Raw genomic sequence first — 15,497 nt, forward strand, 5'->3', positions numbered from 1 at the left:
GCAAATTATTATTGATTTTCTAATTTATCTAAGAATGGATAATCTTCCTGTGCATATACATAATCATATATTTTAGCTGCATCAGGATATGGTGAATTTTCCATAAAATCTACACATTCTTCTACAAAATCTCTGGATTTGTCGTCTAATTCTTCCAGCTCAGCTTCTGTAGCCCAGTTGTTTTGCAAAATTCTGTTTTTCACCAATTCGATAGGATCGTCTTCTTTACGAAGTGCCACTTCTTCTTTTGATCTGTAAGGTTCTGCATCCGACATAGAATGTCCTCTGTAACGGTATGTTCTTGCCTCAATAAAAGTAGGCCCGTCTCCTCTTCTTGCTCTTTCAATAGCTTCAAAAGCGGCTTCTGCTACTTTTACAGGATCCATTGCGTCTACAGGAAGACAAGGCATTTCATATCCAAGTCCTAATTTGTAAATATCTTCATGGTTTGCAGTTCTTTTTACGGAAGTTCCCATTGCGTATTGGTTATTTTCTACAACGAAAACTACAGGAAGTTTCCAATTCATCGCCATATTGAACGTTTCGTGCAATGAACCTTGTCTTGCTGCTCCGTCTCCGAAGAAGCAAATATTCACTGCTTTTCTGTCAAAATACTTATCGGCGAAAGCAATACCTGCTCCCAAAGGAATTTGACCTCCTACAATTCCATGACCTCCATAAAAACGATGTTCTTTGCTGAAAATATGCATAGAACCACCCATTCCTCCGGAAGTTCCGGTAGCTTTTCCGCAAAGCTCTGCCATGATTCTTTTCGGATCTACACCCATTGCCATTGGATGAATATGACATCTGTACGCAGTAATCATACTGTCTTTAGATAGATCCATTGCATGTGTAAAACCAGCAGGAATAGCCTCCTGACCGTTATACAAATGTAAAAAACCTCTGATTTTTTGTTTTAGATATAGAGAACGGCATTTATCTTCAAACCTTCTCCACATTGTCATATCTTCATACCACTTCAGGTATACTTCTTTTGAAAATTCCTTCATGCTTATTTGAAATTATGCAGCAAAAATAGTAAAAAAGAATTTTTTATTAAAGGCATATCAAATTAAATTTAGAAAAATTAAATTTCTATTTATCCTATTCTCTTTTTTACAAAAATTTCATACGCTAAATAAACAAGCGGAAGTGCCATAATTCCTAAATATAAAGCATTTGATATTGCCAATTGCGGAGCAAAAGCAACAGAATACACCAAACCGAAAAATGCTCCTCCCAAATGTGCAGCATGACCAGTATTATCGTGCATTCTTGGATTCAACATACTGTAAACGGAATATCCGAAATATAAAAGTCCAAAAATATAGCCCGGAATTGGAATCGGGATAAAGAAAAACATAATTCCAATCTGTGGATAAACTGCAATTGCCGCAAACAAAACTCCTGAAACACCACCACTTGCACCAATCGCAGAATACCATCCTTGATTTTTATAAATAAATAATGAAAACAAATTTCCTAACAATATCGAAGCAATATAGATAATTAAAAATCCGAAAGTTCCAAAAACCTGTATCACAATTGGTCCAAAGAAATACAAGGTCATCATATTAAAGACCAAATGCATAATATCCGCATGAAGAAATCCTGCCGAAAGCAAACGTATGTATTCTTTTCGATGTACAATTGCGCCTACATTGAATTTATATTTTTCAAAATTTTCCGATCCACTTGGAGCAGCAAAACTTGTGATGGCAGTAATGGCAATGGTAAGTAAAAGTATTGTGTTCATTTTTTATTTGTTATAATTAGAACACGCCAAGAGGCGTGTTCCTACAGATATTTTATTTAAAATTTATTCATCAAAAAGGCTAGGAATTGTTCCTTCTTCAGGAAAATCCCCGTCTTTTATATCATGATCTATGAATGAAATATGTCCGTCAGCAGATTCCACCTCATCAAATCCCGGATTTATTTCTTCTTCCGGTTCGGGAATGGTGATATTGATGGTTTTTACTTTATTTTTTGTCAATTGGTTTCCAATTGCTTTTATTCCTTTTACAGAAATAAACTCATCAATATTGATTGTTTCCGGATCTCTGATCTTATCTTTTTCTTTTGCAAAAACAATTTCGGCGGTAGCTTTATTGGCAACAATTACATTTTCGATAAAAGATTTCGGATGTTCCGAAGGCATAAAAATCTGAACATTCGGAGTATTTTCCAATAGGAATCTTTTAATGAAATAAATTCCTTTATCTCCATCGAAATAAATACAGGTAATCGGCTGTTCCGGATTCCATTTTTCGAGAACCAGATATTCATCATCAAAACGATTTCCTAAGTCAAATGAAACTAATTTTGCTTCGCCATTTGCATTGATGGTCAAAATTTTATCTTCACCTTTGAATGTTCCGAGTAAAGTTCCTCTTGCATCCGCATTCAATCTTTTTACGACATCATCAAACCAGATTTTTCTTGGAGCTAATGTGGAAACCCCTTCTTCCTTCATGTCAATTTTTTTGACTGCATATTTCGTTACCAAATTTCCTTTGGAATCACGACCTTTAATTGCCAGTTCGGAAAAGTCTATTTCCATTTTATTTTTCCGAATTCTTGCATTGGGTTTTAGAAGAACGGTAACCGTTTCGGCTTCACCATTCGGATTTGCTGAAAAATATAGCATTTCGGAGCCTTTTTTATCAGAAGCCAGTTTATAATCCGTATTTCTAGTAACTCCGGTCACAAAAAAACGCTTCATATAATATGGCCCTTCTCTTCCCTCTTTGTAGATCATATTATAAACCGTACGCTTGTCATTTTTTTTGAAAATTCCGACGTGTTCTATATTTTTTCCAATGAAGGTTTTGGCTTCTACTTTTACCACCTTCATAGTTCCGTCTTTCTGAAATGTAATGATATCATCAATATCAGAACAATCGAACAAATATTCATCTTTTTTCAATGAAGTTCCTATGAAGCCTTCTTCACGATTTACATAATATTTTACATTGGCAACTGCTACTTTCGTTGCATCAATGGTATCAAAAATTCGGAGTTCGGTTTTACGTTCCTTTCCTTTTCCGTATTTTTTTTGAATATTCAGGTAATAATCAATCGCATACTGAATAAGATTCGCCAAATGATATTTTACCTGCTCTATTTTTCCTTCAAGAGAAGCAATATTTTCTTTAAATTTATCTAAATCGAATCTTGAAATTCTCTTAATCCTGATTTCGGTTAATTTTACAATATCTTCTTCTGTAACAGCTCTCAGCAAATGTTTGGTGTGAGGTTTCAAACCTTCATCAATAGTTTTGATAACTTCTTCCCAAGATTTTACTTCTTCAATATCGTGATAAATTCTGTTTTCAATAAAGATTCTTTCCAATGAAGCAAAATGCCAGCTTTCCTGAAGCTCGTGAAGCTCAATTTCCAATTCTTTTTTCAGCAATGAAACGGTGTGATCCGTATTCATTCTCAAAATTTCGGAAACATTCAGAAACATCGGTTTGTCTCCAACAATTACACAGGCATTTGGAGAAATAGTAACCTGACAATCGGTGAATGCATACAACGCATCAATAGTTTTATCCGGCGAAACATCGTTGTGAAGATGAATAATAATTTCTACCTGATCCGAAGTGTTATCTTCAATTTTTTTGATTTTGATCTTGCCTTTTTCATTGGCTTTCAAAATGGAATCAATAAGATCACCAGTTGTTTTGGAAAAAGGAAGCTCTGTAATCGTTAATGTATGTTTATCAACCTGAGAAATTCTGGCTCTTGCACGTACTTTTCCTCCTCTTTGTCCGTCATTATATTCCGAAACGTCCAAATATCCTGCTGTCAAAAAATCGGGATAAATTTCAAATTTTTTGCCCTTAAGATGAGCAACAGAAGCATTGATAAGTTCATTAAAATTATGAGGAAGGATTTTTGTGGAAAGTCCGACTCCGATTCCTTCCACACCTTGTGCTAAAAGAAGAGGAAATTTTACAGGCAGATCTATTGGTTCGTTATTTCTTCCGTCATAGGATTTTGCCCATTCCGTAGTTTTAGGATTGAAGACCACTTCTAATGCAAAAGGCGTTAATCTCGCTTCAATATATCTTGCAGCTGCGGCTGAATCTCCTGTGTAAATATTCCCCCAATTTCCTTGGGTATCAATAAGCAGTTCTTTTTGCCCGATCTGAACCATTGCATCCGTAATGGAAGCATCTCCATGAGGATGATACTTCATGGTATTTCCTACAATATTGGCTACCTTATTGTAACGCCCGTCTTCCAGCTCTCGCATAGAATGCATGATTCTTCGCTGTACAGGTTTGAAACCATCATATACAGACGGAATAGCGCGATCAAGAATTACATATGAAGCATAATCCAAAAACCAGTCTTTGTACAGACCGGAAACTTTTTTTAAACTTTCTCCTTCGTGCGAATGTTCTTCTGTCATTATGTATTATTAGCTTTGGTTTTCTCCTGATTAGCTTTTACCACTTTATTCAGAGAGAGTTTCAAATCATATATTTCTCTTCTTGTTAAATATGAGACTTCATATTTCAAAATAGTTGGACCATTGTTTTTACTTGAAATAGTTATGTACAATCTTTTAATAAACAATAAAGAAACGAATTCATATTTTAACAATTTATATTTAGGAAATTCATCATTCAGAGGTTTGCTCAAAAAAGGAATAATATTCCTGTTTTTAAAATGCAACGCTTCTCCATCACTATCATATTCAAAAATTTGTCTTCCATTAAAATAAAATATTCCTAATAAAAAAAACGGAATAATTATGAATAAATAGGACTCCCATCCCAAAACATTAAACTTATATCTTTCTAAAAAAAATGCAGCAACTCCTGCTATCACAATCATTACCAATAATGTATTCACAAAATTGTATACTGGTATTTTGTTACGGTTATTTAATCTCATCTGTATTGTGTTTTTAAATTTTATTATTTTCTAATCATCTGCATCTGCTAAAACTTCTTTTTTGTCTATATCAGTATCTTCCACTACAAGATTATCCAGAATAAATATCTGTCTGTCCGGAGTATTTTTTCCCATGTAAAATTCCAGGAGCTGATCAATGGTTTGATCTTTTCCTATGACTACAGGCTCTAAGCGAATATCCTTTCCTATGAAAAACTTGAATTCGTCGGGAGAAATTTCGCCGAGACCTTTAAAACGTGTAATTTCAGGATTTTTTCCAAGTTCATTCAATGCTTTTACTCTTTCTGCGTCTGTATAACAATATCGCGTTTCTTTTTTGTTTCTTACCCTGAAAAGAGGAGTTTGTAAAATGTAAAGATGTCCATTTTTAATCAAATCCGGAAAAAACTGTAAGAAAAATGTAATCATCAAAAGACGAATATGCATCCCATCTACATCTGCATCTGTTGCAATAATGACCTGATTGTAACGCAAATCTTCTAAACTTTCTTCAATATTCAAAGCTGCCTGAAGCAGATTGAACTCTTCATTTTCATACACTACTTTTTTTGTTAAACCATAGCAGTTCAACGGTTTTCCTTTTAAAGAAAAAACTGCCTGAGTCTCTACATCTCTAGATTTTGTGATAGATCCGGATGCAGAATCTCCTTCTGTGATAAAAATCTGGGTTTCGGATTTTCTTATTGCTTTCTGGTCATTGTAATGCTGTCTGCAATCCCGCAACTTTTTATTGTGAAGCGAAACTTTCTTGGCTCTTTCTCTTGCTAATTTCTGAATTCCAGAAAGTTCTTTTCTTTCTCTTTCGGAGATTAAAATTTTTCGTTGAATAGCTTCGGCAGCTTCAGGATTTTTATGTAAAAAATTATCTAATTTATTTTTTAAAAAATCTATAATGAAAGTTCTGACAGTAGGTCCATTTGGTCCAATATCATTGGAACCCAATTTTGTTTTGGTTTGAGATTCGAAAACAGGCTCTTCCACATTAATGGAAATGGCTGCAATAATGGATTTTCGAATATCTGAAGCATCAAAATTTTTGTTAAAAAACTCTCGAATGGTTTTTACATACGCTTCCCGAAATGCATTCAAATGTGTTCCACCCTGAGTTGTATTTTGCCCATTTACAAAAGAAAAATAGGTCTCTGTCTGAGATTTATCCGAATGTGTAATGGCTACCTCAATATCTTCATCCTTCAAATGAATAATCGGATACAGAATATCATTTTCCAATTCTTCTTCCAAAAGATCTTTCAACCCATTTTCCGAGAAAAAAGTTTCTCCATTAAAAACAATTTTCAGTCCCGGATTAAGATAGGCATAATTGCGAAGCATTCTTTCGATATACTCTTTCCGAAATTTGAAATGAAGAAAAATCTCATGATCCGGAATAAAGGTAATTTCGGTTCCGTTTCTGTCGGAAGTATCTATTTCAGAATGGTTTTCGGTAATATTTCCTCTGGAAAATTCTGCCATTTTCATTTTGCCATCCCGAAAAGACCGTACTTTAAAATAATCTGAAAGTGCATTTACGGCTTTTGTACCAACACCGTTTAATCCAACAGATTTTTTGAAAGCTTTGCTATCATATTTTCCTCCCGTATTCATTTTGGAAACAGCATCTACTACTTTTCCGAGGGGAATTCCACGACCAAAATCTCGAATGACAACCTTTTTTTCATCCAGTTTGATTTCAATTCTTTTTCCCGATTTCATACGGAACTCATCGATGGAATTGTCGATAATTTCTTTCAGCAAAATATAAATTCCGTCATCAGCAGATGAACCATCACCCAATTTTCCGATATACATACCGGGACGCAAACGGATATGCTCCTGCCAATCAAGGGTTCTGATATTATCTTCGGAATAAGTTGGATTCAATTCTTGTGACATATATTTTCTGCAATTTTACAAAAATACAAATTTGGATATTACAAAACCAGTTAATATTCTCATTCATTTCCAGCAAATTCTAAATTGCATTTTGATAATAAAAAAAATACTTTTTACATTTATATTGTAAAAAAAACAACAATATATTGAAATATTTTCCGTTTAATTTTACATTTTAATTGATATTCTTATTTTTCAAATTTTTATATTAGTGAATTATAAAGAAAATAGGGAGTAAATTTCTTTGTTTTTTTAATTATTGAATTTCAACCAAAAAAATAAAAAATTCTAATTCATTTTCAGCATATAATAAAAATATACAGCTATTTTTCATCATATATTATAAAATTCATATTCTTATTCTTTATTTTTATGCTTTATTTTCAAATATGCAGAAAAACATAGTTTCATTTTTTTTATTTTTTATCTCATCCTTGCTTATTTCTCAAATTCCGGGATTAATCAATTATAATCAAGAAGATGGACTGAATAGTTCTAATACATACTTATTACACCAAGACAACAAAGGTTTCATGTGGATTGGAAGTGATAATGGTCTTTTTAGATTTGACGGAAAAGAATTTGTCCAATATGATAAAAAAGATGGACTTAAAAACATTGATATATTAGCAGGTATACCTTTGTCCAACGGAGAAATTTTCGTTGTTCCCTTTCTAAATGGTTTTGCTTATATCAAAAACAATAAGATCATTACTTCCGATTATAATAAAGAACTCGAAAAAATACAGTTTGACAATGCTCTGCCTGTTATTACTCCTAATGGTGAAGAAATATATATGTATAGTAGTGAAGATGTTAAGAGTATTTTCGTTTATAAAAATGGAAAAATAAATAAAATTCCTTTATTTCTACCGAATAAACTTTTTACTCCTTTAAGATTTGATTTTCGTACGAATATTTTGTATTTAGAGAATGAAAAAGCACAAATTGTAGCTTATAATATTATTAAAAGAAAACAAAAGATATGCAGTCCAAACCTACAGCCAAATGAAGGTTACTTAACTTATAAAAATGATGTATTTGTCTTCAAGAAGGATAAAACAATTAATATTTATAAACTTGAAAATCCTTATCAATTCAAAAAAATATATTCTTATACCGTAGAAGAAGGTGTTTATCAGGTATTTATAGATAAAAATAATAAACTATGGGTATCTCTGGAAAATGGTGGAGTATTATATTTTAATCAGTCTCTTTTGGAAGATAGGGCTTATTTGGCTACTCCGATCAAATTACTTGACGATTATATTATCAATGATATTTTAGTAGATAAAGACAATAATGTGTGGTTTTCTTCCAGAAACAGTGGAATTTTTTTTATAGCTGAACCTTATTTCAAAAATTATATTACTCTTCCTATCAAAAACAATTCGTCCTTTATCTCTGCAATTGCAGGAAATCAAAAATATGTTGTTTTGGGATACAATCAGTCTTCCGGTGGAATTTACAATTACAAAACCATACAAGATATTACATTAGTAAAAGATAAAAAACTTGAAAACAAATCAGTTTATGTTGATGATAAAGTTGCCATTTTTGGAGCAAATGGGTATATACTCATATATAATCTTGTCAATCACAAAAATAAAATTCTGAAAGTCCATGGATTGAAAAATGTTTTAGCAGGAAATGATAATACCATCTTTATTTGCAACATAAGTGGACTTACAATTTATGATTATATTAAAAATTCTTCCCGGTTAATTTTGACTAAAGAAAGAATCTATACTGCTTTATCGTATACACAAGATAGCCTATTTATGGGCGGTTTCAAGGATTTATATAAACTTGATCTGAAAACAAAATCAAAAAAAATATTTTTAAGGGACTACTATTTTACAGACATAAAAAAGCTGAAGCATGATCTTTTTGTAGGAGCTACCAATCTTAACGGCATTGTTTTTTTTGACAGAAAAAAGGCTCTGAAAACCATTACAGCAAAAGACGGATTGATCGCCAATCAGATCAAAAAAATAGAAATAGAGAATGAAAATGTATTTTGGGCAAGTACCAATTCAGGATTAAGCCGTATTGAACTAAAGGATAATAAATTTTTGATTAAAAATTTTACTCAGATTGATGGTCTTCCTTCTAATGCAGTAGCCGGATGTGTAATAAGAAATGATACCATCTATGTTGGAACATCCAAAGGATTAGGAATTTTTTCTATAAAAAATTTGCTTGAGCAAGAAAAGATGATTAATAAAAAAGTGATTATCAATTCTGCAATTATTGGCGGAAAAGAACATTTTGATTTTACTCACAATTTAATTGGTAAGACACCTAATAATGATGTTATTTTTAATCTCAGCTTTCTGGATTATGCATCTCAGGGAAAAATAAGTTATAAATACAAAATTGAAGGTTTTGCCAATACATGGCAAACCACGAATTCTTCAAAAATTATTCTCAGTTCAGTACCTCCGGGAAAATATATTTTTAAAGTATTTGGATTGGGGTATAATGGAAAACAGTCTTCTCAATACACACAATTAGCTTTTGAGATAAAGCCACGATTTTGGGAAACTTTATGGTTCAAGCTAATTATCTTATTGTTAGTAATAGCGTGCTTATTATTTATTTTTAATATTTATTCCCAAAAAAAGCGTAACAAAAAACTAAAAAATGCTCTAAATGAAAAAAAGATAGCAGAATTGGAGCTTCAAGCTATTAAAGCACAAATCAACCCACATTTTATTTATAATTGTTTGAATTCTATTCGGTTTTTGCTTTGCAAAGAAGATTATCAGAATGCTGACAATTATCTGAGTGCATTTTCCAAAATGATCAGGAAAACATTGTATTATTCAGAAAAAACATTTATGCCCATAAAAGAAGAAATAGATTATCTGTCCCTATATCTGGATATGGAAAAACTTCGTTTGAAAAATTTGTTTGATTATGAAATTGATGTGGCAAAAGAGGTAAATCCGGAAAGTGTAATTCCGTCATTATTGATTCAGCCTTTTGTAGAAAATGCTATCAAGCATGGCATCTCCAATTTGCAAGACAGAAAAGGAAATATAAAAATCACTTTTGAATACATAAATTCCACACTTTGCATCAGTATTGAAGATAATGGTATTGGTTTTACAGACAAATCCGAATTAACAAAGAAAATAAATTCATTTGGTGTAAAGCTTTCACAAAAAAGAATTGACACTTTTAAACAATTATTCAATACAAACATCATATTAGAAATTCATAATCTTTTAGAAAAACAACAACAAGGAACACAAATTAAACTTTATATATCACCTTATGAAAACACAACTACAAATAGGTATCATTGATGATGAGCAGGATGGAAGAGAGTATATTCGTTTTTTACTGAATAAAGAATTTCCGGAATTAGAGATAGTCTTTGAAGCAGCAAGTGTAGAAAATGCTTATACGTACCTTATTAAAAATACTCCCGATATTATATTTCTGGATATTCAGCTTGCTGATGGTAATGCATTCGACTTGCTTTCAAAATTCAAGGAAATTTCTTCACAGATTATTTTCATTACTGCTTTTGAACAATATGCTATTCAAGCTATTAAAAACGGTGCAACAGATTATCTTTTGAAACCCATTGAAAAAATTGATTTCATGATTGCCGTAAAAAAGGCTTTGGAAAATATTCAAAAAAATAAAACGGTTCTTTCTTTTAATTTACCAGCAAAAAATAAAATCCATTTACCTACTTTACAAGGCTTCAAACGAATAGATATTGATGATATTATCCGTTGCGAAGCAGATGCTAATTATACCACTTTTTATTTGACAGATAAAACTAAAATAATTGTATCAAAAAATTTGAAAGAATTTGAGAACCAACTTACAGGAAATAATTTTTTCAGAATACATAATAAGCATCTTATTAATTTAAAGCATTTCAGGGAGTATATAAAAGGAAAGGGCGGTCAGGTAATTATGTCTGATAATTCTGTTTTGGATATCTCTGTACGTAAAAAACAGGAATTTATGGATGTATTGCAATTATTGGGATAATGTCACAGTTATATGGATAACTGATACACTTATTCATTTCTGATAGGCATTTTCTGAATATTGTTATATTCTTGTAGTAGTATTCAAAAATTCAATTTATTATGAAAAAGATTTTAAAAATTGCCAACAGCAAAGAACTTGGTAGAGAACAGCAAAAACAGGTAAAAGGTGGATTATTAAAATGTTATAGTGCTCCAATTGGTGGAACTCCTTACTGCCCACAAGGAATGGTTTGCGTTAATGGAGTCTGTAGAGTGTTAGCTCCATAATCTTAAGGACATTTACTTCGATTGATAAAGACCATCCCTAAAAGAGATGGTTTTTTTAATATGTAATAATTTTCATAAAAAAATACACGCTTATTCATAAAACAATTACGTTTATACATTATAAGTGGTTTTTTGTATTTAGTTCCGGTAATCTTGTAACTGTTTAACTATAAAAAAAAAACTTATGAAAAAAACTCTTTCTTTGGCAGTTGTATTATCTGCTTTTTTCTTTGCTAAAGCGCAGCAACCGAAATGGACTATTCCACCTAATATGTATGACATATCTGGTCAAAATCCCACTCTTTTATCTTCATCATTGTTATCGAATACTTTGCCTTATCCGGCAACGAATTCAGCATATGATCAGAATGGAAATTTATTGTTTTATATAAAAGAAGGCCATGTCTATGATAATAGCAATAATGAAATAGGTAGTATATATTTATCCGGTACAGAAATACAGATTGTAAAAGTTCCCAATTCTCCTAATAAATTTTACATTATTGGTACAATAGCTTATGTAAATCAATCTCCTAAACTTGTATATTATCAGGTTGAACAAATTGGATCATACTTTTATATGAGTACACAAGCTATTGAGGTAGGTTCTGTAAGTTCAGTACCAACCCAATATAGCGACTCTTCGTATATCGGGATTGCTGTTAGTAAATTAAGATCTGATGGATCAAGATTTTTATTCGCATTTGGGTCAAACAAATCAGGTGGTCCTTTAAATACTACTACTATAATGGGCAAATATAAAATCACTCAAAACGGAATAATGCCTTATTCCAGTACATCGCTGCAAATTCCCAGAGATAAAATATCAGAATTGGATTTATATGAAGATAATAACGGATATAAACTTGTCTGGGGAACAATCGGTAAAGGTCCATTGATGCAATATGCTACGTATGACGGAAAAGGAATAGGAGTACTTACAATGGATTTAAATGCAAATGATATTAGTTATACTTCATTTAATAATGATGGTAATGGTGGTGAAATTGGAAATGTTTCCGGTGTGGAATTTTTAAACAACAATACAATTTTACTTTGCAATTCCCATAAGGGAATAGGAAAACTTAATTTAGATACGGGCTCAATAACTTTTCAATTTCATCCTTATTACAATAAATCTCAAATTGAAAAAGCTAAAAATGGAAAATATTATGTTTCCAGTAATAAAACTACTAATAATGACTTTTGGTTGGGTTTTATAAATATCAACAACCTGTCTGTAACTCCAGAAATTTCTTTCTCTAAAATGCCTTCTTATACTATATGGGATAATATTAATCAAGAAGATATACTCATCAAAACATTACCCGATCAAATACAGAATGAAGATTACATTTCAGCAAGCTATCCTGCAGATCTTATGGCAAGAGATGATGACGGAATGCCTAGCTCACCAGTAGATACAGGTACCGAACCTAATACCAATATTTTGGGATTTTCTCAAATTTGGAATAGCAGAGATTTATGGAACAGAGCTACTTATAGCAATTTATCCGTTGAAGCCAATTATTCTCCAGAAAATGTGGATTGTGCTACTGGTCATAGCAATTTATTACGTTTTAGGGTTAAAAATATTGGTGCAGTAGCTACCACAACATATAAACATGCTAAACTTTACTGGACTGTTGGCACAACAGGAGGTGAACCTTGGCCATCAGCTTGGGATGGAAGCACCTATATTAATAACAATGGAACATATATAGCAGTCGGAAGAGAGATTAAAACGGCATTTCCTACTCCTAATACTGCATTAAATCAATATCAGAATATTACTACAGGTGATGTAAATTTTCCTTCCACTTATGATAATGATGGATTTGTGATTCCTCCTTTACAACCAGGCCAAGAATATATAATTAATGCTTTATGGACTCCATCTTATCTTATCGATTGTGGAAACCATTCTCAAATCTGTTTCCTTGGCAGAATTGTGGAAGATATTTCAATTCCGGAACTGACGGGATTTAATACGATAGGTACTAATGTACAAAACAACAACAATATTGTTACCAGAAATACATCATTCATCAACTTATCTGGACAAAATCAATTTAGCAGAAAATCAGGCTCCATATTTGTAAGTAATTCTACACGTGAGCCAAAAGAATTCAACATTTATCTTGATGAAATTTCTAAACCCGAAAAACCATTTGGAGAAATTGGAAACATTATTCTTACATTGGACGAAATATTATGGGAAAAATGGCTAAATGCAGGAGCGATATCACAAGGAGTCGAAATTATAAATCGTAAAACACATGAATTAAAAGTTACTGATATTAAAAAAGTACAGCTGAATAATATCAACTTAGAACCAAATGAATACAGAAATTTAAAACTTTCATTTGAATTAAAAAAAGAAACAGATATGGTACAAAATTACCATTTTGCTTTATCACAAAGACTTTCGGATCAAACCGATGAAAAATATGGGAGCTACTGTAATTTTTTGGTATCTGTAAATGATAAAGAAGAAAATAAAGGTGAACCTATTTGCGAAGATGGAAAAAATTGCAAAGATGAAAATTCCGATACTTCTGATTCTATTTTTAAAGGTGAAATTAAACTTTCTCCAAATCCTGCATCAGACTATGCTTCTTTAGATTTTGAGTTGATAAAAGACAACCACATTACAGTTCAGATTGCAGATACGTATGGAAAGATTGTAAAAGTTCCTGTGGAACAAGAGTATCTAAAAGAAGGAGCTAATACCATAAAATTCTCAACATCAGACTTACAGAACGGAATTTATGTAGTCGCAATTACTACTAATGGTGAAAGAAAATCTTTACAATTAATAGTAAAACATTAATTTTTTAAACTTTATTATCCAAACAATCCGGTTCTTTTGAACCGGATTGTTCTTTATATCATAATAATATCTGTACAATTTTGTTTTGCAATATCTGTAGCAACGTATTTTCATGTTTTGCAACACTTTATTAAATAGAAATTCTAATTCATATTTATCGAATTCTAAATATTATTCATCTAATTCTAACTAATCGTCTTATAATATTTATTGGTTCTATATATTTGTTGCATAAACCTTTAAAAAACATTAAGTTATGAAAACAACAAAATTTCTTTTAGCACATTTTATGGTATCAAGTATTTTTTATTTTGGCCAATCAGTTTCAAAAAGCAACATTGCTGTGCCACAAACGAATAGCGGATGGCTACGTGCAGGAAATACCATTACCAATGGTAATTTTTTGGGCTCATTAAATAATTTGCCTGTATATTTTAAAAGCAATGCATCATCTACCAATCCGGGACAAGCTTTGTTAAATGAAAAAGGATCTTTTATAGTGGAAAGCATAAATAATTCTAATACTGCAAATACCAAAGGAAGTATAATAACAGGAGCGAGCAATAAATTAGGATATAATGCCAACAGTTCTTTAGTTAGTGGGTGGGAAAATAATCTGTTAGAAAGTGGGGGCGCCAATATTGTAGCAGGACAAGGAAATACCGTTCTGAATGGAGCCAGTAAATCGGTAGCATTGGGATGGGTAAATACTATCCGAAATCATAATCAGTTTGCTTTAGGAGTGGGTGTTGATTTAAGTTCTGAATATTCCGGAGGCTTTGGAATTGATTTAATTGCAACAGGTAATCGTTCTTTTGTTTTTGGTTCAGGGACAGGTTGGGGATCTAAACTAACGAACGATATACCTTTTTCTATGATGTTTGGACTAACAAGTACTTCCACCATGTTTATTCAGGATCAAATGGTAGGAATACGAACCACTGCTCCAACTGCTAATTTCCATACTGTAGGAACTGTTCGGCTTGAAGATCTACCGCAAGGTGAAGGAAATGCATTAGTAATCGATACCGATGGAAATGTAAAAGTGGCCAAAACACAGATATACAAAAATACAAACCAAGATAATCAAATTATAAAAGATTTGCAGGAACAGGTAAATGAGCTTAAACAACAATTAAACGAATTAAAAAATCTTCTGCAGAAAAAGGACGGTGAAGAATTAAAAATTTCATTTGAAGAAGCCAAACTATATCAAAATGTTCCTAATCCTGCAAATGGCGAAACTAAAATAAAATATTATCTACCAAATGATACGAAAAGTGCATCCATAAAAATTTATAACACTTCGGGACAACTTGTAAAATTATTTTCATTAAAAGAAAAAGGAAATGGATATGTTAATATTACAGGTCTTCGCTTTGGTGCTTATATCTATCAGCTAATTGTAGACGGAAAATTAATAGATAGTAAGAAAATTCTTTCCACTGAGAATTGATGTCATAGTATAATTCCTTTAATAACAAATATTTATTAAAAAATCAATTTGATTCTAAAGAATAAGATTGATTTTTTAATATTTTTATTTTCCA

The 15,497-nt window shown here is 31.7% G+C and carries 10 protein-coding genes; 5 read left to right on the forward strand and 5 right to left on the reverse strand.

Going from position 1 to position 15,497, the window contains the following annotated elements:
* Positions 1 to 8 precede the first annotated feature (8 nt).
* The 5 genes from pdhA to AC2A1C_RS00820 all read right to left on the reverse strand — a co-directional run bounded on the left by pdhA (position 9) and on the right by AC2A1C_RS00820 (position 6,828).
* Complete coding sequence (gene pdhA, locus AC2A1C_RS00800; protein WP_484022527.1) at positions 9 to 1,013, reverse strand: pyruvate dehydrogenase (acetyl-transferring) E1 component subunit alpha; 1,005 nt, start codon at positions 1,011 to 1,013, stop codon at positions 9 to 11.
* 89 nt (positions 1,014 to 1,102) lie between these two features.
* Entirely contained in the window at positions 1,103 to 1,759 is a 657-nt protein-coding gene (locus tag AC2A1C_RS00805) for a rhomboid family intramembrane serine protease (RefSeq protein WP_484022529.1), read from the reverse strand.
* A gap of 63 nt (positions 1,760 to 1,822) precedes the next feature.
* A complete protein-coding gene (locus AC2A1C_RS00810) occupies positions 1,823 to 4,426 on the reverse strand; it encodes a DNA gyrase/topoisomerase IV subunit A (protein WP_484022531.1) in 2,604 nt (867 codons plus the stop codon).
* Entirely contained in the window at positions 4,426 to 4,914 is a 489-nt protein-coding gene (locus AC2A1C_RS00815) for a hypothetical protein (RefSeq protein WP_484022533.1), read from the reverse strand. Before AC2A1C_RS00815 ends, AC2A1C_RS00810 begins: the two co-directional genes overlap by 1 nt.
* A 30-nt stretch (positions 4,915 to 4,944) precedes the next feature.
* A complete protein-coding gene (locus tag AC2A1C_RS00820) occupies positions 4,945 to 6,828 on the reverse strand; it encodes a DNA topoisomerase IV subunit B (RefSeq protein ID WP_484022535.1) in 1,884 nt (627 codons plus the stop codon).
* A 389-nt stretch (positions 6,829 to 7,217) separates the two neighbouring features.
* On the opposite strand from AC2A1C_RS00820, the gene AC2A1C_RS00825 reads away from it, so the two are divergent.
* The 5 genes from AC2A1C_RS00825 (at position 7,218) to AC2A1C_RS00845 (ending at position 15,403) form a co-directional block, all read left to right on the forward strand.
* Positions 7,218 to 10,142 (forward strand): sensor histidine kinase, encoded by a 2,925-nt coding sequence (locus AC2A1C_RS00825; protein WP_484022537.1) that lies wholly within the window; start codon positions 7,218 to 7,220, stop codon positions 10,140 to 10,142.
* Positions 10,111 to 10,845 carry a LytR/AlgR family response regulator transcription factor gene (locus AC2A1C_RS00830; protein WP_484022539.1) on the forward strand — a complete coding sequence of 245 codons (735 nt, stop codon included), beginning with the start codon at positions 10,111 to 10,113 and terminating at the stop codon, positions 10,843 to 10,845. Before AC2A1C_RS00825 ends, AC2A1C_RS00830 begins: the two co-directional genes overlap by 32 nt.
* 101 nt (positions 10,846 to 10,946) lie before the next feature.
* Complete coding sequence (locus AC2A1C_RS00835; protein WP_484022541.1) at positions 10,947 to 11,114, forward strand: hypothetical protein; 168 nt, start codon at positions 10,947 to 10,949, stop codon at positions 11,112 to 11,114.
* Between the two features lie 184 nt (positions 11,115 to 11,298).
* Positions 11,299 to 13,947, forward strand: a complete 2,649-nt coding sequence (locus tag AC2A1C_RS00840; RefSeq protein WP_484022543.1) for a T9SS type A sorting domain-containing protein — start codon at positions 11,299 to 11,301, stop codon at positions 13,945 to 13,947.
* 256 nt (positions 13,948 to 14,203) lie between these two features.
* Complete coding sequence (locus AC2A1C_RS00845) at positions 14,204 to 15,403, forward strand: T9SS type A sorting domain-containing protein (RefSeq protein WP_484022545.1); 1,200 nt, start codon at positions 14,204 to 14,206, stop codon at positions 15,401 to 15,403.
* Positions 15,404 to 15,497 lie beyond the last annotated feature (94 nt).

It is taken from the genome of Chryseobacterium sp. HNCC26DJ241, from assembly GCF_057180505.1.